The 22,730-nt window shown below is 70.8% G+C and carries 22 protein-coding genes; 5 read left to right on the top strand and 17 right to left on the bottom strand.

Annotated features, from left to right (window positions below):
- Nucleotides 1–415, top strand: a 415-nt coding sequence (locus ACWF62_RS13730; RefSeq protein WP_452630341.1) for an amidase family protein, incomplete at its 5' end; no start/stop codon positions are given.
- 1 nt (nt 416) lies between these two features.
- On the top strand, nt 417–971 hold the full coding sequence (locus ACWF62_RS13725) for a TetR/AcrR family transcriptional regulator (protein WP_378570536.1): 555 nt from the start codon (nt 417–419) through the stop codon (nt 969–971).
- A 14-nt stretch (nt 972–985) separates the two neighbouring features.
- Here the strand turns inward: ACWF62_RS13725 and ACWF62_RS13720 are convergent, their stop codons facing one another.
- The 7 genes from ACWF62_RS13720 to ACWF62_RS13690 form a co-directional block, all read right to left on the bottom strand.
- Nucleotides 986–1,951, bottom strand: coding sequence for a DUF389 domain-containing protein (locus ACWF62_RS13720; RefSeq protein WP_378508322.1), 966 nt, complete (start codon nt 1,949–1,951; stop codon nt 986–988).
- Nucleotides 1,948–2,424 carry an alkyl sulfatase C-terminal domain-containing protein gene (locus tag ACWF62_RS13715; protein ID WP_378508321.1) on the bottom strand — a complete coding sequence of 159 codons (477 nt, stop codon included), beginning with the start codon at nt 2,422–2,424 and terminating at the stop codon, nt 1,948–1,950. The genes ACWF62_RS13720 and ACWF62_RS13715 overlap by 4 nt, the downstream gene beginning before the upstream one ends.
- Nucleotides 2,425–2,498: 74 nt before the next feature.
- Nucleotides 2,499–3,416 (bottom strand): GTPase Era, encoded by a 918-nt coding sequence (gene era, locus ACWF62_RS13710; protein WP_378508320.1) that lies wholly within the window; start codon nt 3,414–3,416, stop codon nt 2,499–2,501.
- Nucleotides 3,413–4,744, bottom strand: a complete 1,332-nt coding sequence (locus ACWF62_RS13705; RefSeq protein ID WP_378508319.1) for a hemolysin family protein — start codon at nt 4,742–4,744, stop codon at nt 3,413–3,415. Before ACWF62_RS13705 ends, era begins: the two co-directional genes overlap by 4 nt.
- Nucleotides 4,745–4,760: 16 nt before the next feature.
- Nucleotides 4,761–5,300, bottom strand: a complete 540-nt coding sequence (ybeY, locus tag ACWF62_RS13700) for an rRNA maturation RNase YbeY (RefSeq protein WP_452630340.1) — start codon at nt 5,298–5,300, stop codon at nt 4,761–4,763.
- Between the two features lie 85 nt (nt 5,301–5,385).
- Complete coding sequence (locus tag ACWF62_RS13695; protein ID WP_452630339.1) at nt 5,386–6,462, bottom strand: PhoH family protein; 1,077 nt, start codon at nt 6,460–6,462, stop codon at nt 5,386–5,388.
- 121 nt (nt 6,463–6,583) lie between these two features.
- On the bottom strand, nt 6,584–7,243 hold the full coding sequence (locus ACWF62_RS13690) for a TetR/AcrR family transcriptional regulator (protein WP_452630338.1): 660 nt from the start codon (nt 7,241–7,243) through the stop codon (nt 6,584–6,586).
- Between the two features lie 126 nt (nt 7,244–7,369).
- On the opposite strand from ACWF62_RS13690, the gene ACWF62_RS13685 reads away from it, so the two are divergent.
- Nucleotides 7,370–8,950 carry an MFS transporter gene (locus ACWF62_RS13685; protein WP_452630337.1) on the top strand — a complete coding sequence of 527 codons (1,581 nt, stop codon included), beginning with the start codon at nt 7,370–7,372 and terminating at the stop codon, nt 8,948–8,950.
- Between the two features lie 26 nt (nt 8,951–8,976).
- On the opposite strand, the gene ACWF62_RS13680 is transcribed toward ACWF62_RS13685, so the two are convergent.
- The 6 genes from ACWF62_RS13680 to ACWF62_RS13655 all read right to left on the bottom strand — a co-directional run bounded on the left by ACWF62_RS13680 (nt 8,977) and on the right by ACWF62_RS13655 (nt 17,332).
- On the bottom strand, nt 8,977–9,843 hold the full coding sequence (locus tag ACWF62_RS13680; RefSeq protein ID WP_378508314.1) for an STM4011 family radical SAM protein: 867 nt from the start codon (nt 9,841–9,843) through the stop codon (nt 8,977–8,979).
- Nucleotides 9,844–9,845: 2 nt separating this feature from the next.
- Nucleotides 9,846–11,177 (bottom strand): STM4012 family radical SAM protein, encoded by a 1,332-nt coding sequence (locus tag ACWF62_RS13675; RefSeq protein WP_452630336.1) that lies wholly within the window; start codon nt 11,175–11,177, stop codon nt 9,846–9,848.
- A complete protein-coding gene (locus tag ACWF62_RS13670) occupies nt 11,174–12,025 on the bottom strand; it encodes an STM4013/SEN3800 family hydrolase (protein WP_378570550.1) in 852 nt (283 codons plus the stop codon). The genes ACWF62_RS13675 and ACWF62_RS13670 overlap by 4 nt, the downstream gene beginning before the upstream one ends.
- A complete protein-coding gene (locus ACWF62_RS13665) occupies nt 12,012–13,106 on the bottom strand; it encodes an STM4014 family protein (RefSeq protein WP_452630335.1) in 1,095 nt (364 codons plus the stop codon). Before ACWF62_RS13665 ends, ACWF62_RS13670 begins: the two co-directional genes overlap by 14 nt.
- Nucleotides 13,103–14,050 carry an STM4015 family protein gene (locus tag ACWF62_RS13660; RefSeq protein ID WP_452630334.1) on the bottom strand — a complete coding sequence of 316 codons (948 nt, stop codon included), beginning with the start codon at nt 14,048–14,050 and terminating at the stop codon, nt 13,103–13,105. Before ACWF62_RS13660 ends, ACWF62_RS13665 begins: the two co-directional genes overlap by 4 nt.
- Nucleotides 14,051–14,137: 87 nt before the next feature.
- Nucleotides 14,138–17,332: a type I restriction endonuclease subunit R gene (locus ACWF62_RS13655; protein ID WP_452630333.1), complete on the bottom strand. Its 3,195-nt coding sequence runs from the start codon at nt 17,330–17,332 to the stop codon at nt 14,138–14,140.
- A gap of 179 nt (nt 17,333–17,511) precedes the next feature.
- On the opposite strand from ACWF62_RS13655, the gene ACWF62_RS13650 reads away from it, so the two are divergent.
- Nucleotides 17,512–17,979, top strand: coding sequence for a hypothetical protein (locus ACWF62_RS13650; RefSeq protein ID WP_378508309.1), 468 nt, complete (start codon nt 17,512–17,514; stop codon nt 17,977–17,979).
- A gap of 41 nt (nt 17,980–18,020) precedes the next feature.
- Nucleotides 18,021–18,665 (top strand): DUF4352 domain-containing protein, encoded by a 645-nt coding sequence (locus ACWF62_RS13645; RefSeq protein ID WP_452630332.1) that lies wholly within the window; start codon nt 18,021–18,023, stop codon nt 18,663–18,665.
- Between the two features lie 92 nt (nt 18,666–18,757).
- On the opposite strand, the gene ACWF62_RS13640 is transcribed toward ACWF62_RS13645, so the two are convergent.
- From ACWF62_RS13640 to ACWF62_RS13625, 4 genes are all read right to left on the bottom strand, one after another.
- Nucleotides 18,758–20,929, bottom strand: a complete 2,172-nt coding sequence (locus ACWF62_RS13640) for a DUF222 domain-containing protein (protein ID WP_452630331.1) — start codon at nt 20,927–20,929, stop codon at nt 18,758–18,760.
- Between the two features lie 46 nt (nt 20,930–20,975).
- On the bottom strand, nt 20,976–21,509 hold the full coding sequence (locus ACWF62_RS13635; RefSeq protein WP_452630330.1) for a hypothetical protein: 534 nt from the start codon (nt 21,507–21,509) through the stop codon (nt 20,976–20,978).
- 25 nt (nt 21,510–21,534) lie between these two features.
- Nucleotides 21,535–22,296, bottom strand: a complete 762-nt coding sequence (locus tag ACWF62_RS13630) for a PASTA domain-containing protein (protein ID WP_452630329.1) — start codon at nt 22,294–22,296, stop codon at nt 21,535–21,537.
- A partial coding sequence (locus tag ACWF62_RS13625; protein ID WP_452630328.1) for a DUF6508 domain-containing protein occupies nt 22,293–22,730 on the bottom strand: 438 nt, incomplete at its 5' end. The genes ACWF62_RS13630 and ACWF62_RS13625, both read right to left, overlap by 4 nt.

Raw genomic sequence — 22,730 nt, 5'->3', positions numbered from 1 at the left:
AGCCCCACACACTTTTTCGATTCCCCACACCGTGCCCCCCTTTGGGGGGGCGGTCTTCCCCCCCCCCCGCGCCTCCGAACCGTACTTCCGACGCCGGATCGGGCGAATCTTCACCGAATTCGACGTCATCCTCGCGCCGACCACCGCGACCGCACCGCCGCCGGTGGGCGCGATCGACACCGCCGGACACGTCGCGACGGACCGGATCATCACCGCCGCCTGCCCGTACGCGTGGCCGTGGAACGTGCTCGGCTGGCCGTCGGTGAATGTCCCCGCCGGGTTCACCGACGCCGGCCTGCCCCGCGGAGCCCAGTTGATGGGTCCGGAGTCCAGTGAACCCCTGCTGGTGTCGCTGGCCGCGCAGCTCGAACACGAACTGCACTGGGACCGGGCGGTTCCCGCACGGTGGTGGTGACGTGACCGCGGGCACGGCCCGGGAACGGATCCTGCGGGCGGTGCTGCAGGTGATCGGTACGGACGGTGTGGCCGCGGTGACCAACCGGCGGGTCGCCGCCGACGCCGGTGTCTCGCTCGGGTCGATCACCTACCACTTCCCCACCCGCACCGACATGCTGCGGGACGCGCTGCTCGGGTTCGTCACCGCGGAGACCACCCGGCTCACCGACCTCGCCGAGAGCTACCGGGACCGCGGCCTGTCCGTCGCGGACGCGGCGGCGTTGACCGAACGGGTGGTCGGCGACCTCGGGTGGTCCGCCGAACGCCTCGCCCCGTTCGAGCTGTACATCCAGGCGGGCCGCGACCCGGCGCTGCGGCAGGCCGCCGACGACTGCTTCGCCGCCTACGACCACCTCACGGTGACCATCCTGGACGCGCTGGGTGTGCCGGACGCATCCACCGTCGCACCGACGCTGGTCGCGACGGTCGCCGGCCTGCAATTGCGCCGCGTCGCCACCGGTGTGCCGCAGGACATCTCGGCGGCGATCCTGCGGCTGCTCGTCCCCGCCCCCTGACGGCGGCGGGCCCGTCACCCCGGCGAAATGCGCGCGCCGACGGTGTGGATCACCTGCACCGCCGGGTCGAACGGGACAATGGAATCGACGGTCGCCTGCAGCTCGTCGATCGGTGGCAGCTCGGCGGGACCCAGGACCGACACGATCGCGGTATCCCCCTGCCAGCTGACGTCGGTCACCCGGGCGCCGGGCACGTCCTGCAGCCACCGCTCGCCTGCTTCCCCAATCTGCTGAGCCCACAACGTGGACAGCGTATTCACGACCATCGGCACGGCAACGACGAACACCCCGATCGCGAGTGCGAGGTAGGTGCCACCGCGCCGTCTCGCGGCGGCACCGTCCTCGGCGCCGTAACCGGCGAAAACGAGGACTGCGGTCGCGGTGACAATCAGGGCCAGCACGTTCGACAGGAAGAGAACAAGGGCTCCCAGTGCCAGGGACGGGGCCCCGGACCCGAGACACACCCCCACCACGCCGAGCGGCGGGACGAGGGAGATCGCGATGGCCACCCCGGGCAGGACGTCACCAACGTCGCGGCGGGTCACCGCGATCGCACCGACCAGGCCGGTCGCCAGCGCCGCGACCAGATCGGCCAGCTTCGGCGAGGTCCGGCCGGTGACCTGTGAATTCGCAAGAACGTCGGTGGGATTGGGAAGCAGCTGCGCGAATACCGCACCCACCGCGACGACCAGCACCACCCCGAGCGCGACCACGATCAAGCTATGCCGGATCAGCGATCCCCGACCGGTGGCGATACCCAATCCGACGCCAAGGATCGGCGTCGATAACGGCGCGACGATCATCGCACCGATCACCGTTGCGGTGGAGTCACCCACGACACCGGCGACCGCGATCAGCCCGGCCAACGTCAGCATCGTCCAGAACGCCGACGCCTTGGCCCGGCGATCGCCCTGGGTCAGGTCGAGCCGCTCGTCCAGTTCGGACCGCGTCCGACGCTGACTGTCGGGTACGAGATTCATCGATCCACCCTCACTCCCGCACCCGACCAGCCACACTCCCCTTCCGTCAGTCCGTGACTGATCGCGAAGTCCGGTTCGCCCGGATCCAGCACCGCCGCAAGACGTTCCAGCACCGATGCGTCACCACTCAATTCGATGCCTGCGTCGGCCAGCCCCTGCGCGGACAGGCCGCCAAGCGCGAGCGCGGGGAGGCTCCGCCTGGTCGCGGTCACGGTCGCGTCCGCCTCACCCTTCTGGGGACGGCCACTGTAGGTGAGCACCCCGTTCGCGATCCGCAGCCGGTACCGCTCATCGTCGTCGGTGAGGACGACGTCGAGGGTGAACCTCTCGTCCCACGCCTTCGGACCGTCCACCTGGATCGCGATGGCATCAAAGAGCATCTGCGGGGTGAGCGCGGAGATGACATCCGCCGACGCGGCCACGGCCGGGGTGCCGAACTGACCCTCGGATGCCCGCTTCGATGTGGTGTCCATGGCACGAGCATCGCCCGCCGCGGCGGGTGACCGCCTCACCCGGTGCGGGTGAAGCGGCCGCGGCTACCACACGGTCAGAACCCCAACCGGCCCAACTGCTTCGGGTCCCGCTGCCAGTCCTTCGCGACCTTGACGTGCAGTTCGAGGTAGATCTTGGTGCCGAGCAGCTTCTCGATCTGCTTGCGCGCCTTGGTGCCGACCTCGCGCAGCCGGGCACCGCCCTTGCCGATGACGATGCCCTTCTGGCTGGGCCGCTCCACGTACAGCAGCGCGTGCACGTCGAGCAGCTCGCCCTGCTTCTCGGTGCGGCCCTCCCGCTCTAGGATCTCCTCGATGACGACGGCCAGCGAGTGCGGCAGCTCGTCGCCGAGGCCCTCGAGCGCCGCCTCCCGGATCAGCTCGGCCATCAGGGTTTCCTCGGGCTCGTCGGTGAGTTCGCCGTCCGGGTAGAACGCAGGCCCCTCCTCCATGTGCGAGGCGAGGACGTCGACGAGCACCTCGACCTGCTCCCCCGACGACGCGGACACCGGCACCACGTCGGCGTCCGCGCCGAGCAGCTTCGAGACGGCGAGCAGCTGGGCCGCGAGCTGGTCCTTGCTCACCTTGTCGATCTTGGTGACGATGCCGAGCAGCTTCGTCCGCGGCGCGACCTGCCGCACCTGCTCGAGGATCCACCGGTCACCGGGGCCGATCTTCTCGTCCGCGGGAATGCACAGCCCGATCGCGTCGACCTCCGAGTAGGTGTCCCGGACGAGGTCGTTGAGCCGCTGCCCGAGCAGGGTGCGCGGCCGGTGCAGGCCGGGGGTGTCGACGAGGATCAGCTGGGTGTGCTCGCGGTGCACGATGCCGCGGATGGTGTGCCGCGTCGTCTGCGGCCGCGACGAGGTGATCGCGATCTTGCTGCCGACCAGCGCGTTGGTCAGCGTCGACTTGCCGGTGTTTGGTCGTCCGACGAAACAGACGAAGCCGGAACGGAATTCGGTGGTGGTCATGACTGCTCCTGGGTGTCGGTGTCGTCGTCGGGTTCGGGTGCGCGCCGGACCAGGACGGTGCTGATCCGGACCCGGCCGCGGACGTCGCTGCCGCCCTCCGCGCGCAGCACCAGCCGGGTCGCGGTGTCCGAGGCGTCACCGGTGGCGACCACGACCTCGGAGCCGGGCAGCGGCACCCGGCCCAGCTCATAGCCGACGAGGCCGCCGACGGTGTCGACCTCGTCGCTCTCGATCTCCACGTCGAACAGGTCCCCGAGGTCCTCGAGCGGGAGCCGCGCGGACACCCGGTAGCGGCCGTCCGCCAGGTCCTCGACGGGCGGAATCTCGTCGGTGTCGTACTCGTCGGCGATCTCCCCGACGATCTCCTCGATGATGTCCTCAATGGTGACCAGCCCGGCGATGCCGCCGTACTCGTCGACGAGCAGCGCCATGTGGTTGCGGCCCTGCTGCATCTCGGCGAGCAGCCCGTCGAGCGGTTTCGAGTCGGGCACGAACACCGCCGGACGCATCACCTCGGCGACGGTGACGCCGCGGCCGCCGTCGACATCGTGGTACGTCTTCTCCACCAGGTCCTTCAGGTACACCACGCCGAGCACGTCGTCGACGTTCTCCCCGATCACCGGGATCCGCGAGTGCCCGCTGCGCACCGCGAGGGAGGTGGCCTGGCCCGCCGACTTGTCGGCCTCGATCCACACCATCTCCGGGCGCGGCACCATCACCTCGCGGGCGGGGGTGTCGCCGAGTTCGAAGACCGACTGGATCATCCGACGCTCCTCGTCGGCGACGACGCCCCGCTCCTGCGCCAGGTCGACCAGCTCCCGCAGTTCGATCTCCGACGCGAACGGGCCGTTGCGGAACCCCTTGCCCGGCGTCAGCGCGTTGCCGATCAGGATCAGCAGCCTGCTGACCGGGCCGAGCAGCACACCGAGGCCCTGCAACGGCAGCGCGGCGGCAAGCGCGATCGAGTAGGCGTGCTGCCTGCCGACGGTGCGCGGCCCGACCCCGATCGCGACGTAGTTGACCAGGACCATCACCACGGCGGCCACCGCCAACGCCCAGCCGCGCGAGAGCAGCTCCAGCAGCCCGGCGACCAGCAGCACCGTCGCGCAGATTTCGGCGGCGATCCGCAACAGCACGGACAGGTTCACGTATCGGGGCCGGTCCGCGACCACCGCGAGCAGCCGCTGCGCGCCGGGACGATCGTCCTTCGCCATCTCCTCGACGCGGGCGGGCGAGACGGTGTTCAGCGCCGAATCAAGGGCGGCGAACACCCCACCGAGCAGGACAAGGAGGACAGCGAACAGGATCAGCAGGACGGCGCCGGTCACCGGCGCTCACTCGGGGTCACTGCTCGGGCCCGACGAACCCGGTCTTGCCGAGCAGGCGGCTGTCCCGGTCGGCGAGTTCCGCCTCCCGCTGCCGCCGGGCCACGTCCTCGTACCACTCGGCGAGCAGGCTGTTCTGCAGCGCGAACATCTCCTTCTCCTCCTCCGGCTCGGCGTGGTCGTAGCCGAGCAGGTGCAGGACCCCGTGCACGGTGAGCAGCGCCAGCTCGTGCGCGGTCGAGTGGCCCGCCTTCGCGGCCTGGTCGGCGGCGAACGCCGGACACAGCACGATGTCGCCGAGCATCGCCGGACCCGGCTCCGGCGCGTCCGGCCGTCCGCCGGGCTCGAGCTCGTCCATCGGGAACGACATCACATCGGTCGGACCGGGCAGGTCCATCCAGCGCATGTGCAGGTCCGCCATCGTGTCCAGGTCGACGAGCACCATCGACAGCTCCGCCGCCGGATGCACGTCCATGCGGGAGATCGCGAACCGGGCGACGTCGACCAGTTCCGTCTCGGACACGTCCATTCCGGACTCGTTGGATACCTCGATGCTCATCTGTGTTGCTCTCCTCGTGCCGCGGTGGCGGCTGTGCGGGGACTCAATTCCGGTTCCGGGGGTTCGGTTCGGGTGTCGGTGCGGGTCACCGCGACGCGGCTCGCCGCGCTGCCCGGTTGCCGGGCCTGCCGTTGTCGTCGGAGCGTTCCGAGTCGTACCGTTCGTATGCGTCGACGATGTCGGAGACGAGCCGGTGCCGGACGACGTCGGCGCTGGTCAGTTCCGCGAAGTGGATGTCGTCGATGTCGGTGAGGATGTCGGCGGCCGCCCGCAGCCCGGACCGCTGCCCGCCGGGCAGGTCGACCTGGGTGACGTCGCCGGTGACCACGATCTTCGAGCCGAACCCGAGCCGGGTGAGGAACATCTTCATCTGCTCGGCGGTGGTGTTCTGCGCCTCGTCGAGAATGATGAATGCATCATTCAACGTTCGGCCCCGCATGTACGCCAGCGGCGCGACCTCGATGACCCCGGCCTGCATCAGCTTCGGGATGGCCTCGGGGTCCATCATGTCGTGCAGCGCGTCGTGCAGCGGCCGCAGGTACGGGTCGATCTTCTCGTGCAGGGTGCCGGGCAGGAACCCGAGCCGCTCCCCCGCCTCGACGGCGGGCCGGGTCAGGATGATCCGGCTGACGTTCTTGGACTGCAACGCCTGCACAGCCTTCGCCATCGCCAGGTAGGTCTTGCCGGTGCCCGCGGGCCCGATGCCGAACACGATGGTGTTGGCGTCGATCGCGTCGACGTACCGCTTCTGGTTGACGGTCTTGGGCCGGATGGTCTTGCCGCGCCGGGACAGGATGTCGAGGCTGAGCACCTCGGCGGGCGACTCCCCAACGCCGTCGGCCATCATCGCGACGCTGCGCCGGACCGCGTCCGGGTTCAGCGTCCCGCCGCGGCCGACGACGGCGACGAGCTCGGCGATCACCCGTTCGGCGAGCGCGACGTCCGGGACCCGCCCGCTGAGGGTGACGCTGTTGCCGCGGACGTGGATGTCGGCGGCGAGGGCCCGTTCGAGCGCCTTGAGGTTCTCGTCGGTGGATCCGAGCAGGGGCAGCACCGCGTCGGGCGGGATCTCCATGCTCGAGCGGACGGAACGCTGCGCGGGGCGCTGCCGACCGTCGACCGCCCGCGTGGACCCATCAGACCTGGATACGGCGGACGACATGGTCTCACCCATTTCGCTGTCTGCACTCACGTGGTTGCTATGGCCTGCTTCCCTGGTCCGGCGGCGGTGACGTTCGCAGTCTATCGCGCCCGCACGGGTCGCCCCACCGAGTAACCGGCGGTCAGCGCCCGGATGCGGCGCTGCTCTCGCGCAGCCATCGCGTCGCCTCGTCGGCGATCGCCGCCGCCCGCTCCGGCGCGAGACCGAGCAGGACGAGGGACGCGACCGCGAACGACTCGCCGCTGTCGGTGACCGCGCCGCGGTTCGCCTCCTCGAACATCGCGAGCGCGATCGCCTCGGACAGCGCGACGAGGACCGGCGCGGGCAGATAGCGGGAGAAGACCCCGTCGGCCTGGCCGCGCTCGATGATCGCGAGGCTCGGCGCGCGGGCGGGCACGAGCAGATCCCGAATGCGTTCCTCGCCGAGTTCCCTGCGCGCGAAGGTGAGCAACACCCGAAACCGGTCGCCGACCGGCCAGCTCAGCAGGGCAAGCAGCGCGGTCGTGAGGTCCGGCCGGTCGGGCAGGTCGGGCAGCCCGTCCAGCAGCGAGACCAGCGCCGCGGACGCCTCGTCGGCGATGCCCTGGACCAGCGCCTCCCGGTTGGGGAAGTGCCCGTAGACGGTGCGGCGGACCACCCCGGCCGCCCTGGCGACCTCGTCCATGCTGGCGTCGGGGTTGGCGGCGAACTCGGCGATCGCGGCCTCGATGATGCGGGATCTGTTCGCCCTGACCCGGCCGCGCCGCCGCCCGGTGCCCTCGCCGTCCACGCCGTCGTCCACCTCAGCAGTGTTCCACGACCGCGCCGCGTGATCCCCGACACACACATGTTGCACATCGGTGTGCAATGTTCTTGACTTGCACAACAGTGTGCAAATGAGGTCGTGCCTCGTGAACGGAGCCCGAAAATGACGCTTGTCGCCACCCGCCCGGTGACCGACGACCAGACCCCCTACCCGCGGCGGTGGGCGGCGCTCGGCGTGCTGTGCCTGTCGCTGCTGATCGTGGTGATGGCGAACACCGCGCTGATCGTCGCGGCCCCCGACATGACCCGCGACCTCGCCCTGACCAGCTCGCAGCTGCAGTGGGTGATCGACGGCTACACCGTCCCGTACGCGGCGCTGATGCTGCTGTGCGGGGTGATCGGGGACCGCTACGGTCGCCGCGCGGCGCTGCTGACCGGCCTGCTGGTGTTCGCCGGGGGTGCGGTGTTCGGCAGCCTCGCCGACACCACCGGCGCCGTGATCGCCGCCCGCATCGTGATGGGTGTCGGCGCGGCGATCATCATGCCCGCAACGCTGTCGCTGCTCGTCGCGACCTTTCCGCGCGCCGAACGATCCCGCGCGATCGCGGCGTGGGCGGCGACCGCGGGCCTTGCCATCGCGCTCGGCCCGCTGCTGGCCGGCTGGATCCTCGAATCCTCCTCGTGGAACGCCACGTTCCTGATCAACGTGCCGATCGCGGTGCTCGCCGCGGTGGCCGCGCTGATCCTGGTTCCGCCGTCGAAGGCCGCGCGGGCGGGCCGGATCGACTGGATCGGCGGGCTGCTGTCGGTGGTCGCGATCGGGGCGTTGGTGTACGCGATCATCAACGGCTTCCACTTCGGGTGGACCGCCGGGCCGGTGGCGGCCGGCGTCGGCGCGGCAGCGGGCCTCGCCGCGTTCGTCGCCTGGGAGCTGCGGCATCCGCATCCGCTGCTCGACGTGCGCAGGCTCGGCGACCGCGCGATCGGCGGCGCCACCCTCGCGGTGCTGCTGCTGTTCCTCGCGGCGTTCGGCGCGATCTACTTCCTCGCCCAGCAGTTCCAGTTCGTGCTCGGCTACGGCCCCCTCGAGACCGGGGTCCGGCTGCTGCCGCTGGCGGCCGCGGTGTCGGTCGGCGCGCTGGCCTCGGGTCGCGCCGCGCCGCGCCTCGGCACCCGGTGGGTGATCGCCGGCGGCATGGCGATCGCCGCGGCGGGCGTGCTGCTGCTGGTCCGGGCCGACGCCGGATCCGGCTACCTCGATTTCGCGGTGCCGCTGGTGCTGCTCGGGCTGGGCATCGGCCTCGCCGAGCCGCCTGCCACCGACGCGATCATGGACCGCTTCCCGGACGATGATCTCGGCGCCGCGGGCGGATTGAACGACACCGCCATCGAACTCGGCGGCTCGCTCGGCATCGCGATCCTCGGCTCGGTCCTCGCCGCGGGCTACAAGGACGCGATCGCCGGGTTCATCGATTCCGCACCGCTGCCGACACTGACCGGGGACCTGGCCGCGCAGGCCGACTACGCGATGGAGGTGTCCCGCGAATCCGTCGGCGGCGCAACACTGGTCGCCGAGGAACTCGCCGCCAACCCGATCGCGGCGTCGTTCGCGCAGCCGCTGCGGGACGCGGCGGGCGTCGCGTTCGCCGACGCCATCGGCGGGGCCAGCCTGGTCGGCGGGCTGGCGCTGGCGGTCGGGGCACTGATCGTCGCGGTTATCCTGCCGGGCCGGGCGCGGCGCTGAGGGATTCGCTCCGCCGCCGCCGTCCGCTACCGCGTCAGAGGGTGCGGCAGCCGGACCGGCTCGGCGGGGATCCGTTCCAGCACGCCGCCCGCGAAGACGTCGTACAGCGGGAGCTGCTCGCTGTGCACGTACCCAATGTGGCAGTCGCACACCGCCAGCGGGCAGGGCCGGGGTCGCAGCGCTGCGCGGTAGGACCCGTCGTACAGATTTCCGAGCACCTCGGCGACGAAGTGGCAGCGTCGAACGGTGCCGTCACCGTCGACGGAGACCACCGTCTCCCCGGTCCTGCATGCCCGGCCCCTGGTCCGGTGCGAATGCCTGCTGTACTCGAAGAGCGGGTCGAGCGCGGCCCAGTCGGCCGCGTCCGCATCGGTGTACTCGTGCCCGTCCGCGGCGTTGACCCACAGGTACACCGGGTCCGGGAGCTCCGTGCGCAGTCGGCGGGCGGCGTCCAGGTGCTCCGGCAGTCCGACCACGCCCACACTGAACCGCACCCCGAGCGCGGTCAGTTCGCGTGTCTTGGTGAGGAACCGGTCGTGCGGCGTCTGCCCGGGGTGGTACGTGCACCACAGCGCTAGTGCGGACAGATCGGCGTCCGCGAGCCATCCGGTGCGGCAGCTCAGGTTGGTCTGGATCGCCACCCGACGCACCTGCGGCAGCCGGGACAGCGTCACCAGCGCCTGCCGGTACCAGGACCGGACCAGCCCCTCACCCCAGGGCGTGAACAGGATCGACAGGTCCTCGTCCTGCTCAGATACCCACCCGCAGAATCGGTCCAGCGCGGCGCGGTCGGCGCGTAACTGGGCGGGCGTGTCCCGGCGCTTCGCGAACGGGCAGTACGGGCAGTCGTAGTCACACGACGCGAGCGGCCCACGGTACAAGAGCGTCAGCATCGTCAGCGACCCTCGTACGCGGCCATCGCCGCCCGGACCCGCGGGGAGAACAATTCGGGCCCGAGGGCGTCCGAGTACGCCAGGCCCTCCTCGGTCAGGCGGAGCCGGTCGCCGTCGTCGAGAAGCCAACCGCGACCCGCCCAGCGGCCGAGTTCGTCACCGAAGTGCTCGGCCGGGGCTGCGCCGAAGCGGGACCGGTAGTCCGCCACCGGCATTCCCGCCGCCTGCAGCACGGACTGCAGCAGGTGCCTGCGCCGCGCCTCGTCACCGGTCATCTGGTGGCCGACGACGGCACGACGGAAGTCTCCGGCCGGGGTCGCCACGTAGTCGTCGATGATGGCCCGCACCTCGTGTGCGCCGACCGCGTAGTCGAACGAGTAGTGCAAATCCCTGGTGTATGACCGGGCGCCGCACCCGAGTCCGATCATGCCGTCGGTCTGGCAGGCGTGGTCATTGGGCCCGGCGGCGGGGGCGTCGGCGCGCCGGAACATCCGCATCGACTCCTGCACATACCCGGCGGCCAGCAGATGATCGCGGCCCCGGCGGTACAGATCCATGCGGTGCGCGTCCCACTCCGGATCGGGACCGACGCGACGCCGGGCCAGCCCGGTCAGTGGCCGCACGTACAGCGGGTACAGGTACAGCTCCTCGGGTCGCCAGGCCAGCGCGGCGTCGAGGGACGCGGCCCACGACTCCGGTGTCTGCCCGTCGATCCCGTAGATCAGGTCGATGTTGAGGACGGGGATGGCAACGTCCCGGACCCGTTGCAATGCGGCCTCGACGTCGGCGCGGCGCTGCGGCCGGACGGCGGCGCGGGCCTCGATGTCGTCGAAGCTCTGCACGCCGAGGCTGAGCCGGGTGGCGCCGCGGTCCGCGAGGACCGCGAGCCGGTCGGCGGTGGCGGTCGCCGGCGACGCCTCCACCGACAGGGGCACCGCCCGCAGGTCGGCACCCATTCCCTCCGCGATGTCGCACAGCCGGCCCAGCTCCGCCGCGGTCAGGTACGTGGGGGTCCCGCCGCCGAACGCCGCCGTCGCGAACCGGGCCGACGACGCTAGCGACTCGCGCACCGCCGCGGACTGCCGTTCGAGGGCGTCGAGGTAGCGGGTGGTCAGCTCGTCCGGGGCGCCGACCCGGGTGAAGAGATTGCAGAACCCGCACCGCACCTCGCAGAACGGGATGTGCAGGTACAGCGACAGCGCGTCCTGCGGTTCGTCCGCCCACAACTCGGTCAGCGCCGGGCGCGGGTCAAGCGGACGGTAGGCAGTCTTGTGCGGGTAGGCGTACACGTAATTCTGGTATGGCGCAACGTATTCCACTGCAACGGCGGTCATCGGGGTCCCTCCAGGAAGAAATGGGCGTACGGCACCGTCCACACCGCGGGGTGGCCGAGCCGGTGACCGGTGTAGCCGTCCTCGCCGTACGTCGTGCCGTGATCCGAGCACACGATCGCGAAGCACCGGCGCCGGCTCGACACCACGTCGAACAGCCGGCCGATGTGCCGGTCCACGTACTCCAGCGCCGCCGCGTGCGTGGCCCGGGTGTCCCCGGCGGCCGCTGTGGCGCCGTCGGCATGGAACCAGTTCGGCTGGTGCAGCGCCGAGACGTTGACGAACAGGAACAGCCGTTGGCTGGCAGGCAGCCGGTCGACGATCCGGGCCGCGAGGTCCGTCTGCGCCTCGAACGACGTCGGCGAGGTCACCCCGAGGTCGGGCGACCAGTGCGCCTCGGCGAACAGGTCGGGCAGCACCGAGCCAAGCGCCCCCCGGCGGTTGAAGAAGCCGACACCACCGATGCATGCCGTGTGGTAGCCCACGGAGGCAAGGCCCGCAACGATATTCGCCTCCGGGAACACGAAGGTCCCGGCCGCGGTGGATTCACTGCCACCGAACTCGGCCGCGAACAGCCGCGGGTGCGGGCCCTGTCCCACCGGGGTCGGCAGGAACCCGGCGAACATCGCCTGGTGCGAGGCGTACGTGAAGCTGCCGGGGGCGTGCCGCTGTTCCCACCGACCGCCGGGCAGGTGCCGCGCCAGGTTCGGGATCCGCCCGGCCGCCGCGAGCTCGCACGCCACGTCGTAGCGCAGCGTGTCGAGGGTGACCATCAGAATGTCGTCGGAGCCGACGACCGTGTTCATGTCGGGCTGTGTCGTCTCACGCTGTGTCATCTCACGCTGCGGCATCGTCGATCCATTCGTCGAGTGCGGCCACCTGCGCCGCGTAGGTGTCGAGCCCGTCGGCGCGACCTGGAAGCCCGGCCAGGCCGGGAAGCAGGTCGCCGAAGGCGTTCACCTCGCCAACCGCGGCGCCGCGCCAGCCCGCGGCGGGCAGCAGGTCCACACCGACGCACAGGGTGCGGGGGAAGCAGGCGGCCGCCGACTCCGCGACGGCCAGCGCCCGGTCCCAGCCGTAGCCCACGGACTCGAAACCGGACCGCGCACTCTCCAGGTCGCCGCGTCGCCCGCCCAGGTGCAGGTTGGTCATCGGGTGACCGCTGATGCGGAGTACCGCGTGGGTCGCCCGTCCGGCGACCACCACCACCCGCAGGTCGGCGACGCCACCGGCGGCCGACGGCTTCGGCAGCCACGCCTCGATGTGCAGTGTCTCCCCGGCCACCGCGTCGACGACGGCGCCGACCGCGTCGTCGCCCGTGTACCGACGCACGCGCAGCGAGTTGTGCACCCCGTCCGCGGCGATCTCCACGCTGCTGCGGGCCTGCACCCGGCCGCCGGAACCGATCTCCACCGCCACCACCCCGGCCGCGGACGAGCCGTGCGCCGGCTTGACGAAGAACCGCCGCAGCCCCGCCGCGACCGCCAGGTCCCGCACCTCAGACCAGTCTCGCGGCACCGGGGCGCCATCACCGGAGGTCGGCGACACCGGCACCGGCACACCGGCGTCCGCGAGGACGCCGTGGCAGCGCCGCTTGTCGAACAACACCGCCAGATCGTCCGGGTCGGTCAGCAGTCGCCCGCCCCGCAGCGTCCCGACGGCGGCCGTCAGCGCGGCGTACCACCGCGGGCCGCCCCCGATCCGGGTCGGGTCGCCGGGACCGCGGAGCAACGCGTCGACGTCGGGATTCTCGCCGGGCGAGTCGAGGCGCACCACCTCGTCGGGCTCGAATCGTGCGCCGCCCGTGGTGAGTACGTCGCGCCAGGGCACCACCCGGGGGGCGGGGAGACCGGAGCGATCCGCGGCGGCGAGGAACAGCGTGACGCGCCGGTTCTCCGGGTTGCCCACGACCGCGAGGCGGGGACGGGTCATTCGCCGACCGCGACCGACCGGTAGATGGTGCCGTCGTACTCATCCTCGTCGGCGTCGCCGCCGTCGAGGTTCAGGTCCGTGCCTGACGACGCGAAGACCGCCCGGATCCGGTCGCGCATGTCGTCGGTCAGATAGTTGTGGTGCAGGTCCAGGGATTCGAGATGGGTGAGGGACTGCCCGGCGAGCAGTGCCTCGGCGCCCTCGTCCTGGAGGATGCCCTTCGACAGGTCCAGGTGCCGCAGCCGCGGCACGATCGCCGCCGCCGCGACCGCGGCGGCGGTGTCGTTCTGATACTCGCAGTTCACCAGCGCGAGGCGCGTGAGGCCGGGAAGCCGATCGCCGGCGAGGATCGGGGCGAGATCGTCGACGGTCGAATCGGCCCCGTAGTTCTCGTCACCGAGCCACAGCTCCAGGTCGGTGAGTGCGGGCAGGTCCGACGCGGCCACCGCCCGGACCACCTCGCCGGGCAGTCCGCCCGATTCGATCGTCAGGCTGCGCAGGTGCTGGTGCCGCACCGGGCTCAGTTCCAGCTGATTGCCGCCCCGCACCCCCAGGTGCTCCAGCCGCGGGAAGGCCGTGAGGAGGGCGGTGACGTCGGACTGCACGATCCACGAGATCTCGCAGTCCTCGAAGGTCATGTCCCCCAGGAACAGTGCCCGCAACGCGGGGATCTCGTCGGCCGCGGCGACGAGTGCCGCCACCACGCCCGCCGAACTGGTCTCGTACGGCTCGGACCAGCCCCCTACGACGATGGCCTGCACGGACGACGGGTCGACCGCGGTACGAAACGTCGCGAACGCCTCCGGCCACTCGATCTCGGTGTCGTACGTGGGCACCGAGATTCGCCAGGCTACCGGACCGGATGGCGCGGGAACGGGTGTCCCGTCGATGGGAAACTCGACGACGGGACGGCCGTGGAACTGGTCCTGCAGCGTGCTGATCACCGTGCGCTCCTGGGTGCTCGTGGGGTCGGCGGCCAGTATGCCGGAGCGATCCGACACCGCCGCCGACACCGCACTCGGGCTCCCCGGTCAGGCCGCCATGTCGGGCGCGATCATCTCCATCTGCTCGAGGACGAGTTTGATCGCGGCGGGCTGCTGGTCCGGCGGGTAGCCGTGCCGGACCAGCAGCCGCTTGATCTGCGAGCGCAGCTTCGCCTTCACGTCGTCGCGTTGGGTCCAGTCGGTCCTGATGTCGCGGCGCATCACGGCGACCAGGTCACGGGCGATGTCGGCGAGCTTGCCCTCCCCCTGCTGCTCGACGGCGGACGGGTTCTGGCTGACCGCGTCGTAGAAGGCGAGTTCATCCACCCCGAGCGGCGGATCGAAACGCTTCCCGCGGTCGGCCTCCCTGGCAACCTCCTGCGCCATCTCCACCATCGCCGCGATCACCTCGGCGGAGGTGAGCTGACTGTTGGTGTACTTGCGCATCAGTTCCTGCAACCGGGCCGAGAAGGCCCGCTGGCGGACAATGTTGTGCCGAGCGGCCTTTCGCGACTCCTCGTTGATCAGCGTGCGCAGCGCCTCGATCGCGAGGTTGGGGTTGCGGGCCTGCTGGGTGCGGGTGATGAACTCGACGTTGATCTCCGACAGCGCCGGCTTCGGCATCCCCGCCGCGGCATAGATGTCGAGCACGTCACCGGATTCCACCGACGCTGCCATCAGCGTCCGCAGCGCCCGCTCGACGTCCTCGGGGATCACCTGGCCGCGCGCCGCCCGATCCTCGGCGTCGAACTTGGCCATGTAGACGCGGACCTCCTCGAAGAACTTCGCGTCGCCGACCTGCCCGCGCAGTTCCTCCCGGCTCCCGCAGATCGCCCACATCCGGGACAGCTGCGACGAGAACTTCCGGTACCGGGCGGCGAGCGTCTCCTGCCCCTCCCCGACCTGGTTCTCCGGGTTCCGGGGGTCCCGCAGGTGGTCGACGGCGCCGAGCGCCGCGCGAACGTACGACTGCGGGCCGGGTTCGCGGAGCTTCACCTTCCAGTCGTACCCGTGCAGGATGTTCCCGAGCTTCGTGAGCAGGTTCTTCGCGGTGTCGATCGCCGCGTCGATGTCGCGGCCGAGCGGCCTGCTCTGCCGGTCGGATTCGGTGTACTCGGCCAGCGCCGCGGCGAGGTTGTCGGCGACCGGCGCGTACGCGACGAGCAGCCCGTCCTGCTTGCCGCGGAAGGTGCGGTTCACCCGCGCGAGCGCCTGCATCAGCAGTGCACCCTTGAGCGGCCGGTCCAGGTACATCGTGTGCAGCGGCGGCGCATCGAAGCCGGTGAGCATCATGTCCTTGACGATGACCAGTTCGAGTTCGTCGTCGATGTCCTTGAGCCGCTTCTTGATCACTGCGTTCGCCGAGTCGCGTCGCACGTGGTCGCTGATCGGCGGCTGATCGGCAGCGGTGCCGGAGTAGACGACCTTGATCCGGCCCTTGTCGAGGTCGTCGGAATGCCAGTCGGGGCGCAGCGCGACGATCCGTGAGTACAGGTTCGCGCAGGTCTCCCTGGTGCCGCCGACGATCATCGCCTTGCCCGGCGCGGTGGGGTTCTCGGTCGACCCGACGAACTCGCTCATCGCCGCGCGTCGGGTCTCCCAGTGCGTCACCAGGTCCCGCGCCAGCTGGTCGAGGCGGGCTGGCGCCCCGTAGACGGCGTTGACGACCGCGACGCTGCGCTCGATCCGTTCCCGTTCGGTGTCGTCGAGACCGACGGTCACCTCGTCGGCGGTCGCGTCGAGGTCCGACTCGCTGACCCCGTCGGCGAACGCGACCTTGACCAGCCGACTCTCGAAGTGGACGGGGACCGTTGCGCCGTCCTCGACGGCCCGGGTCAGGTCATAGACGTCGATGTAGTCACCGAACACGTCGCGGGTGTTGCGGTCCTCGAAGGAGACCGGGGTGCCGGTGAACGCGATCAGCGCGGCGTGCGGCAGGGCATCGCGCAGGTGTCGGGCGTAGCCGTCGAGGTTGTCGTAGTGGCTGCGGTGCGCCTCGTCGACCACGACGATGATGTTGCGCCGGCTCGACAGCAGCGGATGCGCGGCACCGGAGTCCCGCTCCTCCTTCGTCCTCCCGAACTTCTGCAGGGTGGTGAAGTAGATGCCGCCGGTGGTGCGGCCGGACAGTTCACCGCGCAGTTCCTCCCTGCGGCCGATCTGTCGCGGTTGCTCGGGAAGCAGCTGCGAGCGCGCGAACGTCTCGTACAGCTGGCCGTCGAGTTCGGTGCGGTCGGTGATCACCACGATCGTCGGGTTGGCCAGCTTGGGGTGCCGGATCACCTGGGCGGCATAGAGTTCCATCTCCATCGACTTGCCGGAGCCCTGGGTGTGCCAGACGACGCCCGCCTTCCCGTCGGATTCGACGGCATGCACCGTTGACGCGACGGCCTTGGTGACCGCGAAGTACTGGTGCGGCTTGGCGATCCGCTTGACCAGGCCGTGCTCGCCCTTGTCGAACGCGGTGAAGTTGCGCAGCAGCTGCAGGAATCGTTCCTGGTTGTAGAGGCCGAACATCGCAACCTCCATCGCCGAGGCGGCGGTGGCGGCGACGGGTGCACCGTCGTCGTCGACGTTCCACGGCGAGAAGTGGTTGTAGGCGGTGAACGGGGTGCCGTACCTGGCGGTGATCCCGTCGGACACCAGCGTGAAGACGGCGAACCGGAACGCGAGCGGGAACTCGGCGACGTAGGTGCACAGCTGGGCGTGCGCCTCCATCAGACCGGCGTGTTCGCTGCCCGCCCGTTTGAGTTCGATGATGCCGACCGGCATTCCGTTGAGGTACAGCACGACGTCGAACCTGCGGTGATGGTCTCCGCGGCGGACGGTGACCTGGCTGACCGCGAGCCAGTCGTTGTCGTCGGGATGGGTGGACACCAGCCGGATCGTCGGGGTGACCTCGGCGCCCGCGTCGTCGGTGTAGGTGACCTTGCGGAGGCCCTCGACGAGGTACCCGTGCACGGTGTGGTTCTCGGCGAGCGCGTCCATCGAGCCTGCGGTCGCGACGATCGCCGCCGCCTGATCGACGACATGGGCGGGCAGCTCGGGGTTGAGTTCGGCGATCGCCGCCCGCAGCCGCGGGGCGAGGAGCAGGTCGTCCCAACCGGCCCGCGCACCGGTGCCCGGCGCGATCTCCGCACCCGGCATCGGCTTCCAGCCCAGTTCGCCGAGCGTTTCGAGGGCGAGATGTTCCCATTCGGCCTCGGTCAGGCCCTGCTCCGCCATGCCTGCTCCCTCACTCATGCTGATCAATGTAGATGGGCGGTGCGGCGTTTACCTCCGCCGAGCGCACGATCGCAGCCCCGCCGGACGCCGACGCCACCGTCGGTCGATAACCCCCCTTATCACTGTCCCGCTTCCTGATTGCCTGTTGGGTCGCCACGATTGCGGCACACCACCAGCACACGTCAGGAGCAGCCGTGATGGATCACCTCGACGCACCGGATCCGGGCACCGGGGATTTCCCCGACCGGATCTCCCGCGCCGCATTGGCGGTGCGGATCGCGGCCGGAGTGGTCGGGTGCGTCGCGCTGGCCGGGCTCGCGTTCGCGATCGATCACGCGAATCGGCCGGACGGGCGCCCGTTCGAGTTGACCGGGCAGGTGGCGACGGGGCCGACCACGGCCGCCGACGACACCGTCGACGGCGACTGCTCCGGGGGGGTGGCACCAGGCGCCGAGGTTGTCGTGCGGGACGGGGCGGGCACGCAGCTCGCGACGGGCCGCGTCGACACCGACACCCCCGTCGACGGTGGGCACGCCTACGGGTTCTCGGTCGCGGGAGTCCCCCGCGGCCACGACAGCTATCGGGTGACGGTCGGCGACCTCGGGGCCGTCGTCGTCTCCGCACCGCAGGCCGAGGCAGGCCTGCTGTTCCTCGTCGCGACCTGATTCCGGTTCTTGCGACTTCTCCTTCACCGAAAGGCCACATCATGTCCGCACCCCAGGGGCCCGGCCCCGCCCCGCAGTACCCGACGCCCGGAGCACCGGCAGCGCCGCCGAAGAAGACCAGGAAGTGGCCGTGGATCGTCGGCGCAATCGCCGCGGTGCTCGTGATCGCCGGTGTCGCAGGCGGCGGTGACAAGGACGCGACGACCCCGGCACCTGCCGCGCCGACCGTGGCGTCCGGCGAGCCCGGCCCCGCCGCGGCGGCGGCCCCCGAAGCCTCGGAGACCCCGGACGCCGGGATCGGTAGTCCGGCGCGGGACGGCAAGTTCGAGTTCACCGTGACGAACGTCGAGACCGGACTGTCCTCACTCGGGGACAACCCGTACCTGGAGAAGCAAGCCCAGGGACAGTTCGTGGTCGTCACGATGACGGTGCTGAACACCTCCGGAGAGCCGAAGGGTGTCAGCCCCGGCGACCAGAAGCTGTTCGACACGCAGGGCCGCGAGTTCAGCGCGGACACGTCGGCCGGACTGAACCTCGACACCGACGTCGCGTTCTGGGACGAGATCAATCCCGGCAATGCGGTGACGTTGAAGGTGGTCTACGACATGCCAGCCGACGCGGTTCCCGCGTCGATGGAGCTGCACGACTCGATGTTCTCCGGCGGGGTGGAAGTGGCACTGCAGTAGTTGATCTCGCACGAGGCGGTGGGCATGAGGGGTGCCCACCGCCCCCTGCGTCGCCACTGTCAGCTTGCCGATGACCCGCTCGTCCGTGGAGTTCAGAAGGGCGGCGGTTCGTCCCCGACGGCGCACGTGCCCGACCCGTCGCCACTGGTTGCCTCGGCGCTGCCTGGATGACCGTCCACCGGCGGCGCTGCGGGGTGGCAGTCGAGGATGTACGCCAGGTCGGCTTCCACTCCCCTGCCGTGTGATGGATCGAAGAGCCGCGCGATGGTGTCCCGGTCGGTGAGCGTGACACCCAGGCGCTCCGCGATTTCGGCATCGGAGGCCGCACCGACCAGTGTGGTTTCCGGGCCCGCCCCGCTCGATGCCGAGTCACTCGAATCCGGCTCACCCGAATCCGACTCATCGAATGCCGGTTCGTTCCATCCTGGCTCGCCGCGGTCTGCGATACCGGCCTCGACCCGGTGGTCGGTGTCGTCGGTGCTGAACTCGCCTGCCGGTTCGGTGATGACGAGTTCCCTCGCCGGGGAGGTCCATTCGAGGCGACCGCTGCCGATCTGCCGCACGGTCCATCGCCCGATTGTCTTGAGGCGGTGGTGCCGCCGGCAGAGGCACGCCAGGTTCTGTTCGACGGTCCAGCCGCCGGATTCGGGGTTGGTGTGGTCGAACGGGACCGTGTGGTCGATGTCGCAGGCGGCGGCGCGAACGCCGCATCCCGGGAATCGGCAGCCGCCGTCCCTGGCGCGGACGATCTCCGCCAGCCGATGGGTCGGGCGGTAGGTCAACTGGTCGCGTCTGCGTTGGCTGTGTTCCCGGATCGCCGCCGGGGTGATCCCCGCGGCCGACAGTGCGCGGCCGACGCCGAGGATCGTTCCGTGCGGGAGGGTGCCGGATCGCCGCTTCGACAACCACGCCCCGTCGGAGCGGTCGTCTTCCGTCTCGTTGCCGGGCGCGCCGCCGTGCCCAGTGTGTCCGCACAGCGCGTCGAGCAGCGCCTCACGGTCCGCGTCGGTGAGGGTGAGTACCTTCCGCCAGGTGCCGTCCGCCGCGAGGTCCCTGGCGAGATCGGCGTCGATCCACCCGTGCCCGGCGAGGAAGCCAGGCAGGTCGTCGAGCCCGAGCAGCGTCGTCAGGTTCACCCCGACGTGAATGGTCGTGGGCGGCAGCGGCCGCATGGCCGCACCGCTTCGATCGTCGACGACCGTTTCCACCGCGCCGGCGCCGCGCGCACCGCCACTGCGCGCACCGCCCCCATCAGCGGCACCACGGTAGGCATCGCCACCGTCCGCGGCATCACCGTCCGCACAGGCGCCAACCCCCGCATCATCGGCCGCGGCACACACGCTGCTCTCGCCGTCCGCGCCGTCGTGATCGTTGCTGGCCACCCGCGCCGAGTCGCTGGCCGTGGCCGCCGCGGGCCCGTCCGGCCGGGGTCCGTCCGGACGGGGTCCGTCCTGCTTCGGCTGCGAGCTCCCGAGCTGCGCGCAGTCCGCGCGACCGCAGAGGCAGCGCAGCCAACCGGATCCATCCGCCAACGCGACCAGCGCGTCGGCCCGGCGCTGCGCCAAGGTGCGCGGGTCTCCCGCGCACACGTCGAACGACATCTTCCGCAGCCGCATCGCCACCAGCTGGCCCGCCGGGCCGGGCAGGGTGCCCTCCACCGTGCAGGTTCCGTCGTCGTTCGCGTAGAAGCGCATGTCCCGGTCGGCCTCGCGCTGCTCGCGCCGCGCCTTCGTGCCTTCCGGATCGTGCCGGGCGATCAGGCGCCGGGCCGCACGGCGGATCATCGACGTGGTCGCCCCGTCGATCCCGTTCAGGAGGAGCTGCTCCACCAGCTCCACCTTGTCGGCGGACACATTGGCCATCGCATCCGAAATGGCCTGGGCCCGAGCCTGATCAATGCGGCCCGACGCGAACGCCTCCGACGTCGCGTGCAGTCGCCATCGCAGGTCAAGGCCCAACCCGATCCACCGCCGCGCCACCGGCTCGGTGACTGTCAGCATCACGCCGACCTCGACGTGCGCAAACTCGCCCTGGAACGCCTCGTTGCAGCCTCGACGGGCATCGTCCGCGCACCGCGCCAGGTACACCGACGCCACCGCGTCGACCTCGAGGAACTGTGCGCGGGCAATCCCTGCGTGCCGATCTCGCAGCACCGCAGTCCATTCGATGTCCGGGACACCCGAGAGGATGCCGGGAGCCTCCGTTTCAGTCGACGGATCCATCGACGTCACCCCCGCCTGCCCCGAACCCCCCGACTCGAACATGGGTTCTATCGTACGCGCGTTCGAAGGCAATGGCCAGGGTTCGGCGCTACCCGATCAGCTCGGTGATGGTCACCGTGCGATGCCGCCCGTCGACCACGTACGCGACGATGTCGCCGCGCCGACGGCCGAGCAGCGCCGCACCCAACGGGGTATGCGGCGGGCACGGTTCGATCGTCTCGTCGTGGCTGTGGCGGGCGACGATCATCCGGCACGGTTCGTCGTCACCGAACCGCAGCGTGACGACAGACCCGCACCAGACGGCGAACTGCGGCAGGTAGGTCGGCATGGCCGTGTGGCGCAGCAGGTCCCGGAGTTCGTCGATGCGCGCAGCGTTGGTGTTGTACGCCGTGAGCGCCAGCCGGGATCCCTCACTCTCGGCGGGGTCGAAGCCGCATCGTTCGTCCCGGACCCGCGCGGACAGCGCCGCACGCCGCGCGCGGCACTGCGCCAGTTCGGCTTCCCACCGTTCGCGCTGCAGGTCAATCCGCCGGTTCACCTCATGACGCGCACGCAACCCCGACGGGATGGAACCCACGTCGCGGATCCGTGCCGCGGCCGCCCGGCCGAGGCGACTCAGCATGCCGACCGCGCCTGCGGGCGCCCGGTCACGAGCAGTCCCCCGGCTCGCCGACCTTGACGACCGACAGCACCGCGTCGCCCTCGCCGATGAGGCTCCCGGCGGGCGGGGTCTGGCCGACGACCACCCAGTTGCGGTCGACGACCTGGTTGCGCCCCTGCCCGGTCGCGTCCGCGCTGCGGGAGTAGAAGACGCCCGCCGCCTGGATCGTGTCCTGGGCGTCCTGCAGGTTCATGCACGCCACGTTCGGCATGGTCGCCGTCGCCGCAGCGGCCTGCGCCACCGGGGCAGGCTGGGCTGCCGCGGACGCGGCGGGTGCTGCCGCAGGTTCGGCGGGCGTGGCCGCAGGCGGGGGCGTGGCGGCGGGGGTCGGCTGCGCGGTTGTGGTGGTGTCCGTGTCGGATTCGGCGTCGAGGCCGTCACCGATGTCGCCGACGATCCCGATCAGCACGAACACCGCGGCAACGGCAATGGCGACGAGGACGCCGCGGCGCATCGGCCTTGTCGGCTGCGGCTCCGGCGGCGGGGCGAACGCCGCCGGGTCACCGGCGAGGAACGCCTCGTGACCGGCCTGCGCGCGGGCGGCGAGGCCAGCCTTCTCCGCCTTGACCCGCGCCAGGTGGTCACGGATCGGCCTTCCGACCGCGAGGTAGCCGAGGCCGGCGGCGAACAGCACCTGCACTAGCGCCTGCCCGACGTTGCCGTTGATCAACTCCACGAACGCCAGCCACAGGCAGATCGCGGCGAGCATCCCCGCGAAGACGCGGAGGTAGGGGGCGTAGCGGGTCATGGATGGCTCCTGTGATGAGGGGACGCGGCCGATGACCGCGGGTTCGGCGGGGAGGCGACAGTCATGCACTCCCCCCGTGTCGGCGCGAAATCCAGGAGGCGCACCAACAGCTTTGGGAGCGTGCCGTCCTCGAACGCCTCCGCCACCGTGCCGTCACAGAACCGCTCCTGCCGGAGCAGCAACGTGAGCAGTCCAACGGTGTGCGGCCAGGTCAGCGTGGCCGGGTCGAAGGTCGCCGGGGCAAGCAGCCGCTGCGCGTCCTCCCACTGCGGCCACGCGAACGGGACGACCAGGCCCAGGTCGTACACCGCGCGCACCACCTCCCCCGCCAACGAACCCTGAACCGACCCGGGAATCTGGCCGCTCCTATGCTGGCGACATCTCCGGTTGGGGAGTCGATGGTTGAGCGTAGTAGGCCGCCTCGAACGTGTCGG

Source organism: Rhodococcus sp. NPDC054953, assembly GCF_053609225.1.
This window is presented reverse-complemented; position numbering and strand designations above follow the sequence as displayed.

Bases quoted from the DNA above. Each gene is read 5' to 3' on its own strand.
- ACWF62_RS13720 (WP_378508322.1), bottom strand. From the start codon at position 1,951: ATGAATCTCGTACCCGACAGTCAGCGTCGGACGCGGTCCGAACTGGAC.
- ACWF62_RS13715 (WP_378508321.1), bottom strand. From the start codon at position 2,424: ATGGACACCACATCGAAGCGGGCATCCGAGGGTCAGTTCGGCACCCCG.
- era (WP_378508320.1), bottom strand. From the start codon at position 3,416: ATGACCACCACCGAATTCCGTTCCGGCTTCGTCTGTTTCGTCGGACGA.
- ybeY (WP_452630340.1), bottom strand. From the start codon at position 5,300: ATGAGCATCGAGGTATCCAACGAGTCCGGAATGGACGTGTCCGAGACG.
- ACWF62_RS13695 (WP_452630339.1), bottom strand. From the start codon at position 6,462: ATGTCGTCCGCCGTATCCAGGTCTGATGGGTCCACGCGGGCGGTCGAC.
- ACWF62_RS13685 (WP_452630337.1), top strand. From the start codon at position 7,370: ATGACGCTTGTCGCCACCCGCCCGGTGACCGACGACCAGACCCCCTAC.
- ACWF62_RS13680 (WP_378508314.1), bottom strand. From the start codon at position 9,843: ATGCTGACGCTCTTGTACCGTGGGCCGCTCGCGTCGTGTGACTACGAC.
- ACWF62_RS13675 (WP_452630336.1), bottom strand. From the start codon at position 11,177: ATGACCGCCGTTGCAGTGGAATACGTTGCGCCATACCAGAATTACGTG.
- ACWF62_RS13670 (WP_378570550.1), bottom strand. From the start codon at position 12,025: ATGCCGCAGCGTGAGATGACACAGCGTGAGACGACACAGCCCGACATG.
- ACWF62_RS13665 (WP_452630335.1), bottom strand. From the start codon at position 13,106: ATGACCCGTCCCCGCCTCGCGGTCGTGGGCAACCCGGAGAACCGGCGC.
- ACWF62_RS13655 (WP_452630333.1), bottom strand. From the start codon at position 17,332: ATGAGTGAGGGAGCAGGCATGGCGGAGCAGGGCCTGACCGAGGCCGAA.
- ACWF62_RS13650 (WP_378508309.1), top strand. From the start codon at position 17,512: ATGGATCACCTCGACGCACCGGATCCGGGCACCGGGGATTTCCCCGAC.
- ACWF62_RS13645 (WP_452630332.1), top strand. From the start codon at position 18,021: ATGTCCGCACCCCAGGGGCCCGGCCCCGCCCCGCAGTACCCGACGCCC.
- ACWF62_RS13640 (WP_452630331.1), bottom strand. From the start codon at position 20,929: ATGTTCGAGTCGGGGGGTTCGGGGCAGGCGGGGGTGACGTCGATGGAT.
- ACWF62_RS13635 (WP_452630330.1), bottom strand. From the start codon at position 21,509: ATGCTGAGTCGCCTCGGCCGGGCGGCCGCGGCACGGATCCGCGACGTG.
- ACWF62_RS13630 (WP_452630329.1), bottom strand. From the start codon at position 22,296: ATGACCCGCTACGCCCCCTACCTCCGCGTCTTCGCGGGGATGCTCGCC.